The sequence below is a fragment of the Leeuwenhoekiella parthenopeia genome (assembly GCF_020782115.1).
GTDB classification, from domain to species: Bacteria; Bacteroidota; Bacteroidia; order Flavobacteriales; family Flavobacteriaceae; genus Leeuwenhoekiella; species Leeuwenhoekiella parthenopeia.
Window position 1 is genome coordinate 19,467 of record NZ_JAJGMW010000025.1, and the last position, 23,777, is coordinate 43,243.

A 23,777-nucleotide genomic window follows, 5' to 3' on the forward strand; every position below is an offset into this window, starting at 1 on the left:
AAGTTTTAATTGTAAGCTCCTAAATTTCTCAGCATTTTTTTTAGGGTACTGGCTAAATCTTTCTCCTCAATAGCTATACCTTTTTTAGGTTTTTCTATATCTATATTGATTTCTGTGCTAAGGTTCAACTCGGTAGCTGTATAAGTGATTTTTCCCAACTCAACCTGTAAAATCAGACCCGGTAACCCGGAAAAATACAAAGGACCTATCGACACCGGTATTGCCGGGGTAAACCACACAACAGTTGTAAATTTCATATCCTCGGTATCTTTATTTGGTGCTTTTCTAATGGTGGTAAAAAATGCCTTTCTACATTGATAATACCGATCATTTTTGTTTCATTGGTAATCTCAAAATTGGGATGATTCTGTTTAACCAAAAACAATTCGCCGACATATTCAACCTGATGTAATGAATAATTTTGATCTAATGGGGTATAATACCTGCCTTTACCCCCGCCAGATCGAATGGCATAACTACTAGCTCTGGTATCATCTCGCCCCATCATATCTATACTTTCAAAAAGAGCCGCCTTTGAATTAAATGAGAGCTCATAGCGCAAATCATCAAAAGCCTTACTGATATCCTTATTGCTAATAAAAACCAAGTTTCCCTGATTTTTGGGTGGAGCAATTTCTTTTTTATAAATAATGCTTCCACTCCACCCTTGAGCTGAACAGATACAGCTAGTAAGTATAAAAAGAATTAAAAAGTGAAACCTATAGGACATGAGATTGAACTAAATATTTAGTTAAATTTAGCTAAAAAAAAGTATTTGATCCTTCTTTCAACCAATAAAATTTTGATGAATTTGCACAGCCGACTCAACTAAGCTCCGTACAGATTGAAGAACTATCAGCAATTAGAGAAGGCTCCTGTTTCAATCCCGTAAATAACCCTTGAGTTTTTGATTGGCTTCTGTTCTGGAAATGACTTTAAGATTTGGCAATTGAATTTCTTTAAAATCAGGAAGATTCAATGATATCTCGGTAGCTTCAAACCTTAAATCATCATCAAAATTCACCTGTAAAACCAGACCCGGAAGTCCGCTGTATAAATAAGGCCCATATTGCACAGGAATCTCTGGGGTATACCAGGCTTCAAATTCTTTTTTGACCGGGCCGCTATTGCCTTCCCCTAAAATATAACCTCTCGCTTTATAACATTTATAATCACCAATTTTTTTAGTCTCATCTACCAACGCCCATACCGGCAGATTCTCTTCTATTAAAACACCTCCCATCAAACCTCCGGTCGTAAGAATTCTTTGTGGATTTTGGGTGGTGTACGTCTGCTTCTTTGCACCTGATTGAACAAGCATAGTGTTACTGGTCTTCAAATTGTTTAAGTCAATCTCTCCTTCATTAAAAGCTATATCTGTTTGAAATTTAAGAATAAGCTGAACAGGTTTTGCGTTACTGTATGAATCGAGCAACCTTGCTTTAACCCCCGGACTAATTGACATGGCCTCTATCTCTTTGATATTTTTTTCCACATCAATTGAAACTCGATAATGAATCTCTCCATTATTTATTTGGGAATAGCCCAATTGAAAAAACAGGATCATAAATAGCATTAGTAAATTCTTCATTCTGTTGCTTTTTTCAAGGTTAAAAATTACAGGCTAAAAATCAGCCTCTATTTTCTGTTTAAATCAGCTTTTAAAGGTTGCTCTGGCAGGGGAATCTATAAATTTACTAAAGGATTCCTTAGACTTAATAATCAAATCCTATTACCCTCGAAACACTATTAATTCTAAAATCAAAATTCGACATTCTGATCTCCTTTCTAAGAAACCTGAATAAGTCCTGTTCTCAAATAAACCCCCTGTTCCGTGCCTCCAGAATAAGTTCGCGGTCAGACTCGCCTTCTACTTCAAAGAGAATTTTTAGATTACGCTTACGCTTCTCAACTCCTGCTTTAGACAGATTTAAAATGTCGCAGAGTTCGGTATTTTTTGTGCTAAGCGAGAGTTCATATAACAACTTGCGATCTGTGCTGTCAATATCAATCTCTGCAACCAGATTCTTGCGCAGATGCTCGAGAACGGTTACGGTATAGTACGGAGGTTTTGAAATAAGACTTTGTATACCTCTGATGAGTTCGCCGGGGGTCAGATCGCCTTTTAGCAAAAGTGCATCCGGGTCAATACCTTTTAAAATACTACGCAAACGGTAATGATCACTCAGGGAGGTAAGAATAGCTACTTTGGTTTCCGGGTACTTTTCGCGGATTTTCAATCCCAGATCTTCACCCGACAACAGGTTTTTATCACTCCCCACCGGCAATTGCACATCCAGAAAGACCAAATCGCATTTGCTCATATAACTCTGATTGTTGTAAAAAGCACCCGCCTCATCCAGATTCAATGCAACCTCAATATTGAAAAGAACCGTTTTATCCTGAGCGATTTGCTCAAAAGCCTGTTTATAGGCATTTACAATTAATGGATGATCTTCTACGATTAAAACGTGAATGAGTTTCATAAGGGTATATTGAATGCTATTTGAGTTCCTGAAGAGTCTGAATGTATGTTAAGAGTTCCGCCTAGATCGGTAATGCGATACCTCAGATTTGTTAATCCGATCCCATCTTTTGCGGTTTTGGCTTCAAATCCCGCGCCATTATCTGCTATAGTTCCACTTAAAGTTTTCTCTTTCTGACGCAGTGCAACCTTACAAACCGTCGCATTGGCGTGCTTCATCACATTTTGCAGGCATTCCTGTATGATGTAGTAAATCGAAATTTTAACCGAATCCTCAAGCTTGCTAAAATCAATAGACTCTGAGATAGTCAGCTCAAAAGAAGTGGCCGTATGTTCATTGAATGTATCGATCAGTTTCTTGATCAGTTTTTCAACGCCGTCTTCTGAGGTCAGACTGTTTGAAACCAAATTATGGCTTACGTTTCGTATTTCGGCTTCAATATTTTGAAGTTCTTTAAGATGTGTTTCTGTAGACGGATTGTCAGATTCTATAAAACCCAGGGCCATTCGGGTACCAAACAACCTGCTGATTACCCCGTCATGGAGGTCTCTGGCTATACGCTCGCGTTCTTTAACCGCTGCGATTTCCACTTTTTTCTGTTGGTCAAGCAGCAGTTTAAACACCTCGGCATTTGATTCCTTAAGACTGTTTTGCATTCGGGCTTCAATAAGATTGGCCTTTTGCCTTTGCAAAAACAGAAATACGCCCAGTAAGGTTAGAAGCACAACAGCTGTAAAGCTGATCCAGATAATACGCTCGGTTAAGCTTTTATTCTTGTTTATGTATTGATCGGTTTCATAACGTATACGCGCAAATTTGCTGCGTATCCCGCGCTCATCGTTTAAAAGCTGTTCGTTAAGTACCAGATACCGGTCCAGATAGTCCTGATTTCCGGTAATATTATGAAGTTTTAATAAAGCCTCCAGCTCGTATTTTGCATTTTTTTCATCCTGAGCTAAAGCAAGCGCTGTTTGAAGATTAGATAGCGCACGGGCAGTATCTTCGGTGTCTAAATAATATTCCCCAAGTCTGATCCTACTCACCATGATCCCGGCTTTATGATCTACACTATCGCGTATATACAAAGCCTCCCGGGACGCTTTTAAAAAATCTTCAGATTCCCCTGCTTTTAATTGAATGTACGCATAGTTATCTAAAGTCATGGCGTAAAGTTCTGTATCCATCTGCTTAAGGTCATTTACGAGCAAGGCCTGCTTAACATAACTTAAAGCATCCTTGTAAAAACCATTTTCCAAAAACACCACCGCTATATTATTAAAACTGTTGGCTAAAAGCTCTTGATCATTAATTTCCAACGCTGTTTTAATGGCTAGCTTATGATGCTCTATCGCTTTTTTAAAATCCCCCAGACCATTGTAGATTATGGCAAGATTGTTATGTACGGCATGTATGTCTTTTTTCTTTTTTTCGGGCAAAAGTTCTAATGCTTTAAAAGAAGAATTTTCACTGCCAATATAATCCCGGGCCTTTTCCTGAGAAATTGCCATCATTAACATCATTTTGCCTGCTTTTGCCTCATGATTTAATTCGCTAAACTTCTGATAAGCTTTGTAATATGAAGCATAAGAACTATCCAGACTAGAATTTTTACCATAAAAATAGGCCAAATCCCAGTAGGCGTTGGCTTCAACATCTTTATCAGATAATTTATGGGCAAGATTTAAAGCTTTAGCATTGATTTTTCTAAATAGCGTGGAGTCTTTATTTAGGTATTCAAGCGATAGTTTTGAAAGAATAGAAAGCCTAACACTGTCATTTGGAATGATCTGATCTAGGTTTTCTATTTTCTGCAGCGAAACGTCAAAATCTATAAGATTACTATTCTGCTCATCTGATTTATTTTCCGAGGGCGATGAACAGCTCAGCAAGCCCAGGAGGATTCCTAAGAAGAATAGTAAACTCTTAATGTAACGAAATGAAAAAAATTCCCTCATAAAACGTATTCAATTGATTTTGGGTATTCGGGAATGCATAGTATCAGCAGGTATAATTAAAAGAAATATAAACTAAAAAACCCCAAGATGTTCTCTTGAGGTTAAATTTATAAAGCAGTAAAGTCTTAATCCTCATCCGGATCTCTTGGCCGCTCCTTATTATTCTCTGAACCGGAGTCACTTACTACAGTGGTTTCCTCTAAAAAGCGATCGGGTTCACAACTTGTATTTGCAAATGCAACAACAGCAAACAGTACTAACAGGGCGTAATTCTTTAATTTCATAATTGAAGTTTTTAATGAGTTAGGGAAACTTCAATTGGATCCAATCTCCCGATTATCGGGGTTTCTTTTTGTTAACAGTACAATTTTAAGGGAATCCTCGCAATCCCCGAAATTTTAAAGAACTTATATTGCAGATAACCCTGGACTAGTGGTAACTGCAACGTTTTGAAGGGTAACTAACCAAAAAGCACCTGCTCATCAGTTAAAAGTGTTTTCTTTAAGCCATCAACCTGGTCTCGGAATTTTCGGGAGAAAGGCACGGAGTGACCATTTAAATCAGCATCAAAGAAAATAAGGGACTTACTGTAGTTTATGCGCTTAACCGCACGCTTGTTTATGATGTAACTGTTATGTATACGCAGAAAATCATCTGAAAGTGTATCTTCAAAATATTTTAAGGACTTAAATGCAGTAACCTGCTTCTGACCATTTAGAAACAAATCGGTCGTATTATTATCTGCCTTCAAATATAAAATCTCCTCCACATTTAAGAAACGATAATCAGAATACGACTTAAGACAAATCACATTATCCCGTTCTCTCGAGGTGCGCATTTGCAAACATTTTTTGCTCTTCACTAAACTTTTTCGAACATCGAGTTCGTACAGCGGATTCAATAAATAATCCTGAAATCCTGTTTTTAGTGCCTGATACGCGAAAGATTTGGTTGAAGAAATAGCTACCAAAACCGGTTGGCACTCCAGATAGTTTAGCACTTCTACAAGGGAATTCCAGTCTGATTGGCGGTAATCAGGATGATCTAAATCTACAAAGAGAATGGAGGGGGGCGTCTTTAATAAAGCATTATAAGCTGATTCTAAGCGAAACGAATAAAAGTCAAACTTATAATCACAAATATCAAATGACTGAAAAAACTTGATTACTTCTAAGTTTCTGGTTATAACGGAACATCTATAGTGCATGGGGCGTCAGTTTCCTGGTTCGTATTTACCAACTTATAAAATCTAAAACGCATTCGTGAAGAATAATGCTTACTCTTAGTAAGCTAAATGCCTGACCGAGCAACGCAAGTGCCATTTCAATGATTAAACAACGTAGCTCTGACAGAATGTTATAAGTAAAGGGCAACTACCGCCAGGACATAAAGACCTTGCTAGTTATACTAATAAGATTTTATGAGCAGAAATAAGCTTTGTGTACCCAAAACCCGAATAATAATAATAATAATAATAATAATAGTAATAGTAACAACCCCACAAACTCCTAAAAACCAACCTTTTCAGTCGCTTTTGCAAATACCAGCTTAATTAAGCTTATCTTTGTCGCTTATTAGAATTTATGACATTTAAAGATTTAGGTCTAATCGACCCGATCCTGAAGGCGCTCGCCGATAAAGGATACACCCACCCTACTCCCATTCAACAACAAGCCATCCCGGTACTTTTAAAAGGAAAAGATTTATTAGGTTCGGCACAAACCGGTACCGGTAAGACCGCTGCCTTTACGATTCCCATATTGCAACAAATCTACAACAAGGTAGGTTCGGGCAAGGGTGGCCGTAAGCTCAAAGCACTAATCATTACCCCAACCCGCGAACTCGCCATACAAATAGACGATAACATAACTGAATACGGCAAATACACCGGTATAAAAAATACCGTGATTTTTGGAGGCGTTAAACAGGCCTCACAGGTTACTGAAATGCGTAAAGGCATTGATATCCTTACTGCAACCCCCGGGCGACTGCTCGATTTGGTTAAGCAGGGTTTCATCAGCCTTAAAGACATTGAATATCTGGTGCTCGATGAGGCAGACCAGATGCTCGACATGGGCTTTATTCACGATATTAAAAAAGTGCTTAAACTGGTTCCGCATGACCGGCAGTCCCTGTTCTTTTCTGCCACGATGCCAAAAGCCATTGTTGACCTGTCTAAACTCATTCTGGGAGACTTTGAAAAAGTAAGCATCGCCCCGGAAAAGCCTACTGCCGAGCGCGTAGACCAAACGGTTTATTTTGTAAGCAAAAAAAGCAAGCCCAAATTACTCAAGCACCTTATTGAGACCGAAAAGCCCGAAACCGCTTTGGTGTTTTCGCGCACCAAACACGGTGCCAATAAGATTGTAAAAATCCTGGACAAAGCCGGAATCAACTCCGCTGCCATTCACGGAAATAAATCACAGGCTGCACGCCAGAAGGCTTTAGGTGCTTTTAAAGATGGTAAAACTCAGGTTTTGGTAGCTACCGATATCGCAGCACGCGGTATTGACGTTTCAGAACTCGAGATGGTGATTCAATATGACCTGCCTAATGTCCCGGAAACTTACGTACACCGCATCGGTCGTACCGGTAGAGCAAAAGCCAGTGGTGTCGCTCTTGGTTTTTGTGCCGAAGATGAACGCCCTTATCTTAAGGATATTGAGAAGTTAATCAAGCAGAAAATACATGTGGTGACCGAGCATCCTTTCTTAATTGACGGTCCCGACGATCCTTCAGAACAACAGGACGAGCGGCCCGAACGCAGCGCAAACAACCGCAATACCAATAACCGCGCACGGGGTAATACCAATCGTAACCGCAACAACGGACCCAAAAAACGTACTGCCGGTAATCCTAAAAAACGCTTCGACAGCAAACCCAAGTCTGAATAAACTTTCGGCTTAAAATAATCAAATCCGCTGCAGAACTTCTGTAGCGGATTTTTAATTTAATTCGGTCTCTAAAGCCTTAAATATTCCCTTTCAAAAGCTCTTTATTTTTAACAGCATTTAAACGTACAAAGCTGTGTGCGCATGAGATTCTTTTCTATATTTATTCTGTTAAAACAACACGTAACTAAGATGAAAAAACTACTCATTCTCACCGCCCTTTCTGCAATCCTATTTGTGGGCTGTGATGATACCCGCAAAACCCTGCACGAAAAATACCTGGAGTTTGTAATGCACACAGACAGCCTGGAGCTTGTACACGATGCGATGACCGTTCACAACGAGGCATTAAAATCAGACACCCGCACGTTAAAACAACGTTTGCAGGATCTAGAAGACACAGATTCTTTGGCTTTACTGGATCTGGCAAAACACCAGGCCTTGCTAAAAGAGCAAAATCAGATGCTTGCTAAACTGAAAGAAATCATCAACAGCCACGGCGAGATGAAAGCTTATTTTATGTCAGACAGCATCAGCATTGAGGCTATGGAGGCCCGCTTGCAGGAGATGGAAGCCAATAATGAAGACATCGCTTCACGGCTTTCGGAGATTAAAGCCGAACTGGTAAAAATTGAAGATCAGCAGGATTCCATGAATCCGCTAAAGTCTGAATAGGACTATCTCATTGATAATTAAACACATAAATCCCTGCCGGATACTTCGGCAGGGATTTTTTTTGATTTATATACCCCTGGCTAAAGTGATTATACGCCGCATTTTTGGTAACTTCATTGGCTTCAAACAAGCACATTTTAGCCATTATGTTCAAGAATTTATCTTCCCTACTGATAATCAGTCTGCTTTATACCGGCAGCTTTTTCGCCCAAACCGAAACACCTAAAGATCCCAAACTCTGGACACCCGAAGACATCATCAATACCGAATACCTTTCCAACCCGGTCTTTTCGCCCGATGGGACAATGGTAATCTGGTCTAAGCGCGTACCGGTCAAGAAAAAAGACAGGTTTATTGCAAACCTCTACCTAACGCGTCTTAACGTAAAAGAAAACGGCAGGTACCTCACTACCCAACTTACTCAGGGTGAAGAAAATGATTACAATCCCGTTTTTTCAGAAGATGGAAAAGCCATCTACTTTTTAAGTTCGCGAGACAAAGGCAAAAAACTTTGGAAACTCAGTCTTTACGGTGGAGAAGCCGAAGAAATCGAGGAGTTTGAAAACGGTATTTCAGACCTGCAGCTCAAAGACAAAACCACGCTGCTTTTTACTTCAAAAGACGGTAAAACCCTTTACGAGCAGCAAGCCGAAGAACGCAAGGATGATGTGGAAGTTATTGAGGATTCCCTGCACTGGCAACCCAGCCATATTTACGCTTTTGATCTGGATAAAAAACAAACTAGCCGTATCACAAGCAATGAAAAACCCATTGGTTCTTTTGAAGTTTCGCATAATGGCGATTGGCTGTATTTCACGATGACCCGAAGCCTGAGTTATGGTATCGATGCCCAGAAAGATCCCTACAGTTATCTGGTAAACCTTAAAACCAACACCAAAAAACAGATTTTGCAGGATTTTGAGTTTCCTGTAAACCGGGTGCAATTTACGGCAGACAACAGCGGCTTTTATTTCACCAGCGATTATGCTTCAGACCCCAAATGGAATGGCGCCGGTATCACCGAACTTTATTTTTATGATATCGCTTCCGCGAAAGCGACAAAGGTAAACCTCGACTGGGAGCTTGGACTGGGTGGTGGCTACACCGTAAGCGGCAATGATGTCATTGCGTCTTTGGCCAATAAAGCGACTATGAAACTCGCCTATTATACTAAAAAAGGAACAAGTTGGTCTAAAAGCGATTTCGATCTGGGCGAAAAGAACGATCACGTGAGTGTCAATGCTGTTTCAGACGAAGGAACTAAAATACTGTATACCTGGTCTACCGCTTCAAACCTGCCTGAATATTTTATCGCCGATCTTAAAAAGAATAAAGTTTCTGACGAGACCGTTTTCATCAGCCTTAACAAAAAACTGAAGGATAAATACCTGCCTAAAAGTGAAGTCATCACCTGGAAAGGTTACAACGACGACGAAGTGACCGGTATTCTCTATTACCCCAAAGATTACGAGCCGGGCAAGAAATACCCGTTTATGCTTAACATACACGGCGGTCCAATGAGTCAGGACATCGATGAATGGATGGACAGCTGGGCCTATTATCCTTCGATTTTGACCCAAAAAAATATGTTTGTCCTGATGCCCAACTACCACGGTTCTACCAATCACGGTCTGGAATATGCCGAGGCCATTAAAGGCAATTACTACGAACCCGAACTGGAGGACATCACCAAAGCTATTGATAAACTGGCCGCTGAAGGTAAAATAGACCGCGATCAGATGGGTACGATGGGCTGGTCTAATGGAGCTATCATCAGCACAATGCTCACCGTAAAATATCCCGATATGTTTAAGGTAGCGGCTCCCGGTGCCGGCGATGTCAACTGGACTTCAGATTACGGCACCTGTCAGTTTGGGGTGAGTTTTGACCAGAGTTATTTTGGGGGCGCACCCTGGGACGACACTGATAGTTTGCCCTACAATCAAAATTACCTCTTTAAATCTCCGCTTTTTGAGATCGAAAAAATAAAAACACCTACCATTATCTTCCACGGAAGTGAGGACCGCGCAGTGCCCCGCGATCAGGGCTGGGAATATTACCGCGGCCTGCAGCAGGTAGGTAAAACACCGGTGAAGTTTTTATGGTTTCCGGGTCAGCCGCATGGGTTGGGTAAAATCACGCATCAAATGCGCAAAATGAAGGAAGAGATCGCCTGGATTGACACCTATTTATTCAACAAAAAACCGGAAGACAATGAAGCTTTAAAAGAGGATAGTCCGCTTGCAACCTTGCTCAAGCTCGATGAAGCGTCTATGCACAAGGGTCTCTTTGGTGATTTTACAAACGGCAAACTGCTTCCGGAAGTGGTGCTGCTGAAAAAAGATTCCATCAGCCTGGGGCGTTTTGAGGTGACCAATGCCCAGTTTAAAGCTTTTAAACCGGATTTCAGTTTTGAAGCCGGGAAAGAAAATTATCCGGTTGTGACAGATAAAGCTTCGGCAGAAGCCTATGTAAAATGGCTTTCCGAACAAACCGGAGATACCTATCGCTTACCCAATGCTAAAGAAGCCGAAAACCTTCAGCAAAAAGCAGCTAAGGCTGCCAAAGATCAAAACAATCTCAACCACTGGGCGGGCTACGAACTCACCCCCGAAGATGCTGCCCTACTTGAAGAAAAAGTGAATACCTTGACCCATTCCCTGCTTCGGCCTGTAGGCTCCGGTAAAGCAGTAGAACTGGAGACCGCTACGGTTTATGATTTGGGCGGAAACGTTGCCGAATACAGTCAAAACGCTAACTATGATTACAGCGCTTACGATTATGCAGATCCTTTCAATCAGGAACCGGTAAAAAGTAAACACATTGGAATACGGGTCGTAAAAGAGTAAATTACCTCACAGCAAGCCCACGAGGTAATTTTGAAAATGAATTTTTCGTTTCGAGGCAGGCCTCGACCTAGTATACCTTTGGCGTTGCCAATAAAATCAATGCCTTTAAGCATTTAAAAGTCAAATTATGAAAATCATCAATCAATTATTCTCAATCGGGTTATGTGCCTTAAGCTTTTCGGCCTTAGCCCAATCAATCAACACAAGAGACACACGCCTGCTCCGTGAGCCGGCTTTAAGTACCAATCACATCGCTTTTATATATGCCGATGACCTTTGGGTGGCAGACCGGGACGGTAAGAATCCACGGCGTCTTACTATAGACGAGGGCATCGAGCAAAACCCCGTCTTTTCGCCTGATGGCCAGACCATTGCTTTTAGCGCAGAGTACGATGGCAATACCGATGTATTTACCATTCCGGTTAGCGGCGGTATTCCTACACGATTAACCTATCATCCCTATACCGACTGGGTGCAGGGCTTTACGCCAGACGGTAAAAATGTGCTTTTTACCTCCCAGCGCGCGATGTTTACCAATCGCTATGCGCAGTTGTTTACCATCCCGTTGAGTGGTGGTAACGTTACCCAACTCAAGATTCCCAATGCCTTTTGGGCGAGTTATTCGGCAGATGGTAAGCACATCGCTTACACGCCTATCCCCGATCGTTTTAACCAGTGGAAACACTACCGTGGCGGTACCCAATCGCGTATTTTCATATTTGATACCCATACCTACGAAACCGTCGAAATCCCAAAACCGGCAGCCGGAAGCAACGATTCGCGCCCCGTTTTTGACGGAAACACAGTCTATTTCAAAAGCGATCGCGATGGCGAATTCAATCTGTACAGCTACGATCTGGCCTCAAAACAAGTCACAAAACACACCGATTTTAAAGATTTTGGCCTCATCAATCTGGCGGTAAATAACGAAGGAAAACTCATTTTAGAGCAAGCCGGCTATCTGCACAGTTTCGATCCTGCAACTAACAGCCTTAACAAACTTAAAATAGGCATCGCTACCGACCTTTTGGAGCTGCGTCCCCGCTTCGTTAGCGGAAAAGAACACATCCGCAGTGGCGGAATCTCTCCTTCCGGGGCGCGTTTGGTTTCCGATTTTAGAGGAGATATTGTGACCATTCCGTCAGAAAAAGGCGACATCACCTACCTCACGCAGACGCCCGGAGTTCACGAGACCTATCCCGAGTGGTCTCCTGACGGCAAAAGCATCGCTTATTTTTCGGATGCCGGCGGTGAGTATGCGTTGCACATCAAAGACCAAAACAGTACTGACCCCGCAAAAGCGATCAAACTCAACGGGACCGGCTTTTACGCCTACATCCACTGGTCGCCAGACAGTAAGAAAATCGCCTTTGTAGATAACGGGCGCAATCTGTATATCGCGACGCTTGCTTCGGGCAAGGTTGAAAAAGTAGCTCAGGATGTCTTGTATCAGCCCGGAGTTTACAGGGATTTATTCGGCAGCTGGTCGGCAGATTCCAATTGGCTGGCGTATACCCTGATTACCAACACCAACTTTCAACAGGCTTATGTCTTTTCGCTTGGCGAAAGTAAATCCTATCCCATTTCAGACGGACTCGCAAATGTGACCAGCCCCACTTTTGATCCCAGCGGTAAGTATCTGTACTTAACAGCTTCGACTGATGCCGGGCCGGTGGTAAACTGGTTTGACCAGTCTAATCAGGATATGGAGTCTACCAATGCGCTTTACCTGATTACGCTGCAAAAAGACGTAAAATCTCCGTTTGCTAAAGAAAATGATGTCGAAGTTTTGGCAAAAGCCGAAGCTGAAAAAGAGGAGCAAAAAGACGAGAAAAAGGAGGAAACACCGGCTCTCAAAATTGACTGGGACGGCATTATGAACCGAATGGTTTCGATACCTGTGGGCACTGGCAATTACGGTACCCTTTCCGCACCTGAAGAAGGTGTACTCTATTACCTGTCGTATCCTGCACATAGCGGTGCGGTGAGCCTTCACAAATACGATCTGGCCGAGCAGAAAGACGAGGAGCTTATGGATGTCAATCACTACGAAATAAGCGCTAATGGTAAGAAAATGTACTACTACACCGGCGGCAACTGGTTTGTATCAGACACCGGCAAAAAGTCGGATAACGGCCCTGTAAATATGGATGCCATTCAGGTGAAAATAGATCCACCGAAGGAATGGGTTAATATCTTTAATGAAGCCTGGCGCGTAAACCGCGATTATTTCTACGATCCGGGAATGCACGGCGTTGACTGGGATGCGATGAAGAAAAAATACGAAGTCTTCCTCCCAGATGTTCCTACCAAAGCAGACCTGTATCGCGTGATGAGTTGGATGTTTGCCGAACTGTCGGTAGGCCATCATCGTTTTGACTATCGCGGCGATAACCGTGTGGAAAAAGAAACGATCAACGGCGGGCTGCTGGGTGCTGATTATACCACCAATAATGGGCGCTATCAAATCACCAAAATCTACGGTGGCTTAAATTGGAATCCCGATATGAAGTCTCCGCTAACCGAACCCGGAGTACAGGCCAAAGTGGGTGAATACCTCATCAAAGTAGATGGAAAAGAAGTAACCGCTTCAGACAATTTGTATTCCTTTTTTGAAAACAAAGCCGGGCAAATCATAAACCTTACACTTTCTGCAAACGCAAACGGAAGCAACGCGCACGAAGAGCAGGTCACTGCGATCGAGTCGGAATGGGCTTTACGCAACCGCGACTGGGTTGAGGGTAACATTAAAAAGGTGGATGAGGCCACAAACGGGCAGGTCGCTTATGTATATGTACCCAACACCGCTACGGGTGGTCACGAGTATTTTAAGCGCTATTTCTATCCGCAGGCAGACAAAAAAGCGATCATTGTTGACGAACGTTTTAACGGTGGAGGTCAGTTGGCCGACTACGTTATAGACCTCCTTAACAAGCCAATGCAGAGTTATTGGAATTTCCGTTATGGTAAAGATATGAAAGCGCCCAGCGCATCTATACAAGGTCCGAAAGTGATGCTTATTGACGAGACTGCAGGTTCGGGGGGGGATTATTTGCCTTATTTATTCCGAAGAAATAATCTGGGAACGCTCGTGGGTAAACGCACCTGGGGTGGACTCGTTGGCGTTTTGGGTTATCCTGAATTTATTGATGGTGGAATTGTCACCGCTCCCAATGTGGCCTTTTATAACGAGGAAGGTTTTGGGATTGAAAACGTAGGAACTCCGCCGGATGTGGAAGTTGAGCAAACACCTAAAGATGTGATTGCCGGAAAAGACCCGCAGCTTGAAAAAGCCATTCAGATCATTATGCAGGAGCTGAAGCAAAATCCGCCAAAAACCCTGACCACGCCGGAATATCCGGATAAGACCAGAAATGAATAATTCGTATCTTTAATCAAAATAGAAATTATGAGTCTTGAAAATAGAAAAATAAAGTTCGTTCAGGATTTTTTAGATATCGAAAGTGAAGCGGTGATCTCCAGGTTTGAATCCCTTTTAGAAGCGGAGAAGGAAGGTAGATTTGACCAGATTGCATCTATGACCATCGAAAGACAACATGAACGTATTGACAGATCAGAATCGGACTTTGCGAATAATCGATTTAAGACCAGTTCAGAATTAATTTCCAAATACGATTCTCTTTGAAAATCATATGGTCTGAATTTGCAGAGATGCAGCTCGATGATATTTTTCAGTATTACGTAAAAAAAGCGAACATTACAGTAGCTAAAAAGCTTTTAAGAGAGCTTATTTTGGAACCAAACAAGCTCATCGATGCTCCATTCATAGGTCAGGAGGAAGCAATACTCAAAGATCGAAAAATCAATTATCGTTATCTCATTTTTAAAAATTACAAAATCATTTACAGTGTTGATCTGGAAAACAACTATATAAAAATTGCAGACGTTTTCGACACCAGACAGAATCCCCCTAAGTTAGGTCGAAATAAATAATAGCCTATGAACTCACATTTCCTTAAACTCCTTTTTCTTCTTTTTAGTCTTCAGTTAGTTGCCCAAACCAATTACGAACAAGAAATTTTACAATTTCAGGAAGACCTGAATGCGGAATATAAAAATCCGGAGGAATCACCGCTTACCCGAGAAGAGCAGGCTGCTTTTGAAGGGCATCAGTTTTATCCTATTGATTCGACGTATCGGGTGGTGGCTGATTTTAAGCGCTTCAAAAAACCGAAAACCATAAAATTCGCAACTTCTTCGGGTCGTATTAAACTCGAAGAAACCTATGCCGTTGCTAGCTTTCAGCTCAATGGTAAAACACATGAACTTACCATTTATCAAAGTCCGGAATTAAGAAAAACCGAAGAGTACAGGGATTACTTATTCCTTCCGTTTACTGATTATACCAGTGGTGTGGAAACTTATGGCGCGGGGCGCTATATCGATTTGAGCATTCCGGAAGGTGATACTATTGTAATAGACTTCAATAAAGCCTACAATCCGTTTTGCGCGTATAGTCCCAACTACTCCTGCCCCATTCCGCCGGAAGCCAATGACTTAAAAACAGAAATTAAGGCAGGAATCAGAGGTCCTCAGGATCATTAAAATGGAGTCCTAAACACATTCAAACGAAAACGCCCGGAGAAAAATCCGGGCGTTTTTGTTATTTTAAAGTGAGCAATAAAATCTTATACCACCTGTAAATTTTATGGCTCTTTGGTAATTGTTACTTCAACAGGTTCGCCCCCTAGCGGAACTTTATACATCCCGCGCTCAACCGGGTAATCCATTTTGAAACCTTCGGTAAGACTGATGTAGGCAAAGGGAGTAAACGCATCTTTAGGCATCAGGGTTAAGGAGACTTCCCCATTCTTTTTATTGTAAGAAGCTTCCGCTACTTTACCCGCTTCCAGAGTAATCCACAGTTCTTCCGGCTGAATAAAGATTCGATTTTTAGCAGCGGTAGTAACTTCTACTGAAATTTCCTTCTTTGTTTCGTTTAAATTTCCGCCGAAGGCTAACCAACCCAAATCTGCATCTTCAGTAAGGTAGGTCGCGGTGTTGATCGCATAACCGTAAAAATTAGGCCCGTAATCGCCGGAATGATAGTCTATTCGCAGCGTTGAAGGATAGGAATGAAAAGCAGACGGCCCAAAACCATCCTGAGTAATGTTAGAAATTGCACCCAGCGTACCACCGTATCCTACGCGCAACAAATACAAATCAGGATTTTCGCGGTAAGCGGTTAAGACCGGAATCGCATTTAAGCCCGAGCCATAATGATGAATCTGGCGCTCTACGCGGGATAACTTGCCTCCATACAGGAAATCCCAATATCGACGGGCATTCCCATTATATCCCCAATGCGGAATCGTAGGCATATAAGCCAATATCGCATCAAGTGTTATTTGGGCTTTCGCATCATATCCAAAATAATCAGACCACATAAACACTTCTTCCTGCCCGGTTGAATCCCAGGGCATCTCACTACCAAAAGGATAATTAAGCGATTTCCAATGATCTGCACGGGCTTTCATTCGGGTTTCGAGATCCTGAGCCATTTCGGCATAGCCTTCTTTCTGTAAATCTTTCAAAATAAACAGAAACACACTTCCCTCCATCTGGCCAAACTGGGCGTAATAGGGAGCATCTTCAATCATAGCCACCGCAGTACCATAGGCGTTTTTCAGGCACCAGTCCCAACTGTGATTGGTAACCAAACCTTTATGATACCTACCCAGCCTGTACATAACCCAGTGCGTGGCCGCCACGTGCGGATAGTTATAAGAACGACCGCGATCATCTGCGTGCTCCTTGTTCCACGCGGCCCAGGTTTTCCAGTTTATGGTATCGCTGTAGGTACCTTCAGGCATGGTATTGGGTTCGTAGTAAAAGATACTTTTCTTGACTGCATATTTACGGTCGCCCTCTGCATCCTGAATCACCCCCCAAAGCGTTCCGTCTATAAAAGCTTCCATTTTTTGTAGTTCTTCAGCGTCGGGAAGAATAAACTGCTTCATCATCGCTCCCAGATAACTCCCGGCTCCTCCCTCATCACTCAAACCTGCAACCCAGGCACGACTGTCCTGAGTAATTTGCCTTTTGGTCTCATAATCATACGAGATTACCGAAGGATTACGTTTAAAAAGATCTCCCTCTTCGTCAAACCACTGTTCGGTAGTCAAAAATTGCCCAAAGTCTTTTACCACTTCCGTTTCGGGCTTGATAACTTTATAGTTAACCGTTTGCTTCAGCCCATCTGCGTACACGATAGTCAGGCGTGCGCGACCCCAGGTTTTACCCTGAACATTGTATTTAACATAGTCATTTTTAGCAGGTTCTTCTTCTGTAATTAAAAGTGAACCCTCCGGCTCTACACGCATAGAAGCCACCTTTTTAGAATATTTCAAGAATAACTGGGCCTTAACATCCTGAGGTAAAACATAGCCCGGAATACCGATGGCTACCGGACGCTTTTCTTCGCTTAACTTTTGCTGTGTTCCCCTGACCCCTGTTGTTGGTACGATTTTCAAAGCAAAATTCTTGCTCTCTCCCGGTTTTAGAGTGGTCGAAGTGGGTTCATTCCACTGCTCAATTCCTTTCCACTCCTGTTCGGCATAAGCCTCACTATGAGCCATCCACTCATGGAAGCCCTCAAAAACCACGCTTCGCGGTGAAGGATCGTCAATCAAGGGTCTGTAGGCTTCAAACGGCATGTTTTCGGCAGGAAGCACAAGCAAACCGCTGCCCACACCGCTAAGTCTTTTAACCTCAAGGTAACCGGCATCTTCTCCTATATACGGATCAAAAAATACATTTTGAGCGTGAGTTTCATCAAGTGACTTTCCTTCTAAGATATTGTTGAATGCCATCGGGATTCCCAAAGCTCCCAGCTCAACGCTAGTCTCTGAAGTATTTTTAAGACGAAAGCGTAAAACCAGATCGCCCTCTACATCTTCGTAATAACGGGTTATGTGCACAGGCAAATCGTCTGGCAAAGTTGCACTGAGGTCTGCCGCAGCAAGTACGGGTGCGGAAGCTTCAAGCGGAGTCACCGGTTTACGCGCTGATGCCGTGCTGTACGACACCCACTCGCCCGAAGTATTTTTCATTCTGAAATTAAGGTCGCCCAGCCAGTAGAGACCATCTTTTCCCCGTATTTCGAGGCGGTCACCCGGTGTAAAGTCAAAGCCCGGTTCGGCTGCCGGAGACAGGCCCGCCACGGTTTGGGAAGCTTTGACCAGTTTAAGGATAAAGTTTTTGGTTTTATAGGTGTCAATTCCCTCTTCGAGACCCAAAGTGGACGGTTTTGATGCCAGGTTTTCCCAGTAGCCCTGTGCTTTTGTAAATTGAGAAAATCCTAAAAGCAGAAATATCAGAAGAAGTTGTCTGTTATACTTATTCATTTTCGAAGATTATTGTGTTTACGGTGTCTAAATAAAAAAGGAATTTAGAACTAATCCTGATTCTGAGATTTGGAGAAATTAGCGATTAATGATACAATCTTAACTCTCGAGGAGACTTTTTAGCTAAACACCCGTTTTTATTAGCATAGGATTATACGGATTCTCACATATTAACGAAATGGAGATGATTCTCTATGCAAGGTTTGTATTTCCTCACGTTCCATTCCGCGGTCATAAAATTTCAGCGAAGCTAAATATCCACTATAGCCTTCACCTGCATCTGAAGATCCTACGATTAATTTGGCATTTTCAATTTGACTGGCCAGGGTCATAATCTGAGCATTATCAAGCTTTCCATCAACATACACACGCTCGGTCACCCCATCAAAGGTTAATACCAAATGATGCCATTTATCCGCTTCAGGAAGCTGCTTGTACGGCATATCAAAATGACTATCTAAATGCCCTGCAGCCCCATAATGAGCTGAATTGTAAAAAAAGGCATTATACGAATTGGCCAAACCAAATTTATACCGGTCGCACCAGGATGCTAAACATTCACCATCCTGAGCAACTTCCGGATTTTTAACCCAGGCAGACACCGTAAAGGCGCCATTCCACGCCAGGCTTTCAGGTACCGGTTTGTTTAAAATTAAAGCTCCATTGGTAAACTGAAACACCTTAGCACCATCCTCTTCTGTAATGGACACCTGCCCCTCCTTGTTAAACTTACCTCCATAAGTTCCTTTGTTTTCTACCGAAGCGAAGGTGTCTCCAGCATTTAATCCTTCAGCATCCAAATCGATGAGCTGCTCTCGCAAGGCTTGAGAAGCAGGCGGGTTAACCGAAGCTTTATTCATCAATTGGGGTAAGGGGATTTCAAAAAGCGCGCTGTAGACCTTAAAATTCCAAACAGCCGCAAAAAGGCCGGTTTTTTCGGTTGCCAAAATAGTTAACTTTAAATAGCGTGCTTCCACGTCGCCATCATCGAGCATGGGGCTTCCGGGAGTACGATTATCAGATCGGTCGGCAAAAAGGTTCCAGTTTTCACCATCTACAGAGTATTCAATTTGATACTGATAGTAGTAACTGGCAAATTCAAAACTGGTTGCTATGCGCTTTACGGGGTAAACCGCTCCCAAATCAAAATTTAAAGATTGCGGAAGAACATTAGAAGCCGCTTTCCACATTGTAGCATTATTATGATCAACGGCTTTATCTGGACTATAGGTATAATTTAAATCCGGAATATCCAGATGATAACTCGAGGTAGCCTTTGCGAGAGCATTATAGGCCACATCTTCAGGAAGCGAAGAGGTATTGAGTTTAGATAACGAAGTGCTTCCGGGTTTTACTGCCAGCAAGGTGGAGTCATTCTTAAAATTAAGTTCATCAACACATATCTGGCGAGCCAAACCTCCACGCGTCATCGGGTAATCGTGCTTGTGATATACAATGTAGTAATCATTGCCTTCCTGCAAAACCGAGTGATGCCCGGGGCCGTGAACGCGTTCATCTTCGGTAGTACTCAAAACCGGATTATTAGCTCCGGGAGTAAATGGCCCCCAGGGGCTGTTCGCATAAGAATAGCGCACATTATAAGTCTCATCGTGGCAGGAGCCGCCGCTATACATCAGCACGTATTTTTCCCCTTTCTTCAACATATAGGGAGCTTCAAAAGGCTGCGGGGTTTGTGCCGGCGGAATATTTTCAGCTTTTGTAATGCTATTCATTGTTTTATTATTGAGCTCACCTACCGCATAACCGCCATTGTAATGCACCCATGTTCCCCAATAGGCAAAAATCTTACCATCGTCATCTTTAAAGAACTGAGCGTCCAATGATGGGAAACCTTCACGAGGAAAGCCATGAGATATGACCGGTGTATCGTCTTTCTGTAATTTTTTCCAGGGGCCTACCGGTGTGTCAGATACATAACCGTAGATATTGCAACCCATCTGGCAGTTTCCAAAATACAGGTAATACTTACCGTCATCGCCTTTTAAGATATCGGGAGCCCAGTAATTACGCAAATTAACCGCATCAAGGGAAGGAATTTCCATCGTATAATTATACCAGTTCTCAAAGTCGGTACTATACCAGACTGTAGGAGCTCCTGATGCCAGCATCTCGTTATCTGTTGTGGCGTATATGTAATAAATGCCATCAAACTTCTTGATTGTAGGATCTGCAAACCATCCCGGGATAATGGTATTAAGGTTTTTTGCCTGTTCGCTTAATTCAGAAGTTTGAATATTCAAAATAGCCTGATTTCCGTTTGAATTCTCTCTGCCTTTATCGCAGGCCGAAAAAAGTATTAAACAAATTAATGCGGTAAAATAACTCTTCAATTGAAACATATTTTTTAGTACTAAAAGCCTTAACCTCTTCACATACCGAAACGCACCCTGAGTCTTAAAAGGCAGTTGTTGCCAAAGAATCAAAGGTGCGCTTTTACAGAATAACAAGGCTAATTCCCCGACAATTTTACAAACCAGTTGCTATTCAATTTTAATTTTAAAAGTGAACGTTGCCTGAGCAGATTTTCCACTTTCATATTCATAAACCAAAGCCTGCCTTACGGTATAGGCGTCTCCGGTTTTAAGACGACCGGGATACTGTCCAGTTTTGAATTTCAGCCCGACTTCATCAAATTCTGAAAACACATAAGCATTATCACCCCAGCCAATCACATCACCGGCAGCATTAAACCAGTGTCCGTAACCAGATGCCGTTGTTTCTGAGATTAAATCTCCATTACTGTTTATAGCATAAAACTTAATGGCATCTCCCATTTTAGCTTTAATATCATTAGTCGAAAGTTGAAAGGCATTGGTCAATTTTTCAATATCAATATTGATGATTTTGCCCGAATATGCTTCTGCATCTGCAGCAAAAGAGACATCATATTCAAAATCTATAGATTCTGGCGTTTCTTTTCCAGAAGAATCAAAGTATCCCAAGATATTAGTGTTAGTAAATTTAACAGCATAAGGCCACTCAGCATCATTGCTGTTATCATCATCCCAGGCATGCGGGCTATACTGCGTGGGGGCGCCGGTAACCACAAGCCAGAGTTTGGAGCAATTTTCCGGTACTGTAAAACTATGCTCCCCTTCAGCCGAACTTTGCATAGTACCATAAACCCTTGCCCCGTTGTTTTTAAGCGCAACAAAACCATAGCGCCATCCTGCGATAGATGCATCAACCGCATTGAAGCCAGTCTCATTAGGAAGACCTTTGAAATTAACACTTACCTGAGTATCTGCCTCAGGTATTTTAAGCGGGATCACATTATACCCAGTTCCCTGCGGAGCAAAGTCTTTAGCAACCACGTGCGTGCCATCACTGCGCGTTGTGTAATCATATTTCTGAGCCCCAATGTATTCTTCACCCAGATCACGCAACTCGTCAAGGTCCCAGGTCACCATTTTAGATGCTGCTTCATAAATCTCATCATTAAAAGCTTTGGCATCGATACCCGTTATTCGCATATAAGCCTGCACGGGATCTTCAGGTTGCTGTGCTTCCCGCCAAAGCTTACCTATAAAATCCTGCCCGTGCAACTGCGTCCAATAATAATGGATGAAATAACTGGCGTAGCGGTAATTTTCGTGATGGATGTGCTTATTATAATTGTCGATATAAACAGCAAAATCAAAAGCCGTAAAAATCTGAGAAGGAAAAGCTTTAAATGCCTGCCACTGGGCAGTTTGTTCCCAGAACGCATTGCCCCCATTTCCACCAAAGCCATATCTAAAACCGTGACCGTTGCCTAGATCAGCATTAACCTGGTATTGAAAACTATGCCCTATTTCGTGCGCCAAAGTATGACCTGCGGGCTGTGTAGTCCCGGGACTAATCCATAACGCGCCTATTGTATCATCATAGCCGGCACCGGTCGCCAGCCACTCGTCTTGATAATACAAGAAAATCATCATCTTATAGGTATTGAGCTTCGTGTTTTCTACATTCAAATCGGCAAATTTGAGCTGTTGTACATTTAAAGTATAAAACTCCTCTGCCTTATTCATAAGCTCCTCAATGTCAACGCGATATTTTTCAGGTACAGCTGCAGATCCGGGATCATTGTTTTGATACTTGGCATCCCAGAATAGGATAAAATGCTCAGACTGGCGGCTGCGTTCAAAACTCCATTTACTCGAGTTATCTTCATAATCCATATTCCCAAACTCTATAGGCTTATATATCTCGAGACCTAATTCTTCAGGATTTTCTTCTTCCGCTATAGTTTCTACATTATCAGAAGTGCAACTTATAAGTGTAAAAGCTAATAATAGAATCGTGATAATTCTTTCAATATTAAGCATATTCTTTAGTTTTTAATTAAATACCTTCAAAACTAACCAGCATTAATGCTTAAAAATTATAAAATGTAAACCAGTCTTAAACTTATGTTAACCTTCCTGATATGAGACTTAAATGATTAAATGCAGTCTTGGCCAGAAACAGGGCTAGTATTGTTAAATAGTGTAAGCACATATATTACATTAGCCAGTTTTAATACTATATTACCCCTAATACCTCGATTAATGGTAAATAATAGTAATTTTCTACCAACAAATCTTGACTGATGAAAATTTTACCCTTCAAAGTCCCTAAACCCGGTAAGGAATCGTTGGTTTATCAGGAAGATCGCGAGATGCGATTTTACGACAAATTACATGAGCACGAAGAAATTCAGATAAGCTACATTTTAAAAGGTCGCGGATCACTCATTCTGGGAGATACGGTTAATGAATATAAACCCGGTGACATTTTGATCATCGGTGAAAAAATTCCCCATGTTTTCAGATCTGACTCAGATTTACAGGAAGAATCGGTGATGTATAGTCTGTTCTTCACTAAAAGCTCATTCGGAAAAGATTTTTTTAACCTGAGCGATCTCACCGGTGTTGAAAATTTCTTCAAAAAGTCTGATCATGGAATGAAAATCGCATCGCAACAGGATTTGCTCTATAAGAAGTTTGAAATGCTTAAGGGACAAAACCGTATGCAGCGCCTGGCTACCTTTCTACAGATTTTAGATATACTTATTCACGCAGAGTCAACCCCCTTATCTTCATTTATCTACCAAAAGCCTTATTCAGATGATGAGGGTAAGCGTATGAATGATGTATTGCAGTTTACCTTAGACAATTTTCAGGAAAACATCGCACTTGAAGAAGTTGCCGAAAAAGCCAATATGAGTAAAAATGCATTTTGTCGATACTTTAAAAAAAGAACCAACAAAACCTATTTTCAGTTTTTGATCGACCTTCGAATCGAACAGGCGTGTAAATTACTTTATAATAAAAAAGATCTCTCAATCGGTGCTATTTCTGAGTTATCAGGTTTTCCAAATGTGGCCAATTTTAACCGGAAATTTAAAGAATTGAAGCATATGACCCCTTCCGAGTATCGCGCGAATATTTGATGTGTATGGGCTTTCAATCAACATAGTATTAATGATCGCTAACATTAAATAAGACTGGCAGCTGTTAAATTGTAATTTTAATATTCTTACAAGTTTCCCTTTACTTTTTAAAAAGTC

18 protein-coding genes are annotated in these 23,777 nt (G+C 41.9%); 8 read left to right on the top strand and 10 right to left on the bottom strand.

The genetic code is table 11. From position 1 onward, the window contains the following. Window positions 1-5 precede the first annotated feature (5 nt). The 7 genes from LLW17_RS15725 to LLW17_RS15755 all read right to left on the bottom strand — a co-directional run bounded on the left by LLW17_RS15725 (window position 6) and on the right by LLW17_RS15755 (window position 5,648). Window positions 6-290 carry a GLPGLI family protein gene (locus tag LLW17_RS15725; protein ID WP_228231279.1) on the bottom strand — a complete coding sequence of 95 codons (285 nt, stop codon included), beginning with the start codon at window positions 288-290 and terminating at the stop codon, window positions 6-8. Next, complete coding sequence (locus tag LLW17_RS15730; RefSeq protein WP_228231243.1) at window positions 254-730, bottom strand: hypothetical protein; 477 nt, start codon at window positions 728-730, stop codon at window positions 254-256. Before LLW17_RS15730 ends, LLW17_RS15725 begins: the two co-directional genes overlap by 37 nt. 150 nt (window positions 731-880) lie before the next feature. Continuing rightward, a complete protein-coding gene (locus tag LLW17_RS15735; protein WP_228231244.1) occupies window positions 881-1,591 on the bottom strand; it encodes a GLPGLI family protein in 711 nt (236 codons plus the stop codon). A 223-nt stretch (window positions 1,592-1,814) separates the two neighbouring features. Then, window positions 1,815-2,486, bottom strand: a complete 672-nt coding sequence (locus LLW17_RS15740; protein ID WP_228231245.1) for a response regulator — start codon at window positions 2,484-2,486, stop codon at window positions 1,815-1,817. After that, a complete protein-coding gene (locus tag LLW17_RS15745) occupies window positions 2,483-4,441 on the bottom strand; it encodes an ATP-binding protein (protein ID WP_228231246.1) in 1,959 nt (652 codons plus the stop codon). The genes LLW17_RS15740 and LLW17_RS15745 overlap by 4 nt, the downstream gene beginning before the upstream one ends. A 125-nt stretch (window positions 4,442-4,566) precedes the next feature. Continuing rightward, entirely contained in the window at window positions 4,567-4,725 is a 159-nt protein-coding gene (locus LLW17_RS15750) for a hypothetical protein (protein ID WP_228231247.1), read from the bottom strand. 176 nt (window positions 4,726-4,901) lie between these two features. Further along, window positions 4,902-5,648: a LytR/AlgR family response regulator transcription factor gene (locus tag LLW17_RS15755; RefSeq protein WP_228231248.1), complete on the bottom strand. Its 747-nt coding sequence runs from the start codon at window positions 5,646-5,648 to the stop codon at window positions 4,902-4,904. A gap of 376 nt (window positions 5,649-6,024) precedes the next feature. Here LLW17_RS15755 and LLW17_RS15760 point away from each other — a divergent pair, with 376 nt between their 5' ends. From LLW17_RS15760 to LLW17_RS15790, 7 genes are all read left to right on the top strand, one after another. Further along, window positions 6,025-7,335: a DEAD/DEAH box helicase gene (locus tag LLW17_RS15760; RefSeq protein WP_228231249.1), complete on the top strand. Its 1,311-nt coding sequence runs from the start codon at window positions 6,025-6,027 to the stop codon at window positions 7,333-7,335. Window positions 7,336-7,524: 189 nt separating this feature from the next. Further along, the gene (locus LLW17_RS15765; protein WP_228231250.1) at window positions 7,525-8,007 is read left to right on the top strand and encodes a hypothetical protein; all 483 of its coding nucleotides are present in this window, start codon (window positions 7,525-7,527) and stop codon (window positions 8,005-8,007) included. Between the two features lie 146 nt (window positions 8,008-8,153). Then, window positions 8,154-10,856 carry a prolyl oligopeptidase family serine peptidase gene (locus tag LLW17_RS15770; protein WP_228231251.1) on the top strand — a complete coding sequence of 901 codons (2,703 nt, stop codon included), beginning with the start codon at window positions 8,154-8,156 and terminating at the stop codon, window positions 10,854-10,856. A gap of 127 nt (window positions 10,857-10,983) precedes the next feature. Next, window positions 10,984-14,238 (top strand): S41 family peptidase, encoded by a 3,255-nt coding sequence (locus LLW17_RS15775; RefSeq protein WP_228231252.1) that lies wholly within the window; start codon window positions 10,984-10,986, stop codon window positions 14,236-14,238. Window positions 14,239-14,265: 27 nt separating this feature from the next. Continuing rightward, window positions 14,266-14,502, top strand: a complete 237-nt coding sequence (locus LLW17_RS15780; RefSeq protein ID WP_228231253.1) for a hypothetical protein — start codon at window positions 14,266-14,268, stop codon at window positions 14,500-14,502. Next, window positions 14,499-14,810 (top strand): type II toxin-antitoxin system RelE/ParE family toxin, encoded by a 312-nt coding sequence (locus LLW17_RS15785; protein ID WP_228231254.1) that lies wholly within the window; start codon window positions 14,499-14,501, stop codon window positions 14,808-14,810. Before LLW17_RS15780 ends, LLW17_RS15785 begins: the two co-directional genes overlap by 4 nt. A gap of 6 nt (window positions 14,811-14,816) precedes the next feature. Next, a complete protein-coding gene (locus LLW17_RS15790) occupies window positions 14,817-15,422 on the top strand; it encodes a DUF1684 domain-containing protein (protein WP_228231255.1) in 606 nt (201 codons plus the stop codon). A 101-nt stretch (window positions 15,423-15,523) separates the two neighbouring features. Here LLW17_RS15790 and LLW17_RS15795 read toward each other — a convergent pair whose 3' ends face one another. The 3 genes from LLW17_RS15795 to LLW17_RS15805 form a co-directional block, all read right to left on the bottom strand. Then, complete coding sequence (locus LLW17_RS15795) at window positions 15,524-18,223, bottom strand: DUF5695 domain-containing protein (RefSeq protein WP_228231256.1); 2,700 nt, start codon at window positions 18,221-18,223, stop codon at window positions 15,524-15,526. A gap of 170 nt (window positions 18,224-18,393) precedes the next feature. Beyond that, window positions 18,394-20,574, bottom strand: a complete 2,181-nt coding sequence (locus LLW17_RS15800; protein ID WP_228231257.1) for a family 43 glycosylhydrolase — start codon at window positions 20,572-20,574, stop codon at window positions 18,394-18,396. A 150-nt stretch (window positions 20,575-20,724) separates the two neighbouring features. Further along, window positions 20,725-22,554, bottom strand: a complete 1,830-nt coding sequence (locus tag LLW17_RS15805; RefSeq protein ID WP_228231258.1) for a DUF4859 domain-containing protein — start codon at window positions 22,552-22,554, stop codon at window positions 20,725-20,727. A 263-nt stretch (window positions 22,555-22,817) separates the two neighbouring features. Between LLW17_RS15805 and LLW17_RS15810 the strand changes: the two genes are divergently transcribed. Then, entirely contained in the window at window positions 22,818-23,660 is an 843-nt protein-coding gene (locus LLW17_RS15810) for an AraC family transcriptional regulator (RefSeq protein ID WP_228231259.1), read from the top strand. Window positions 23,661-23,777: the final 117 nt, after the last annotated feature.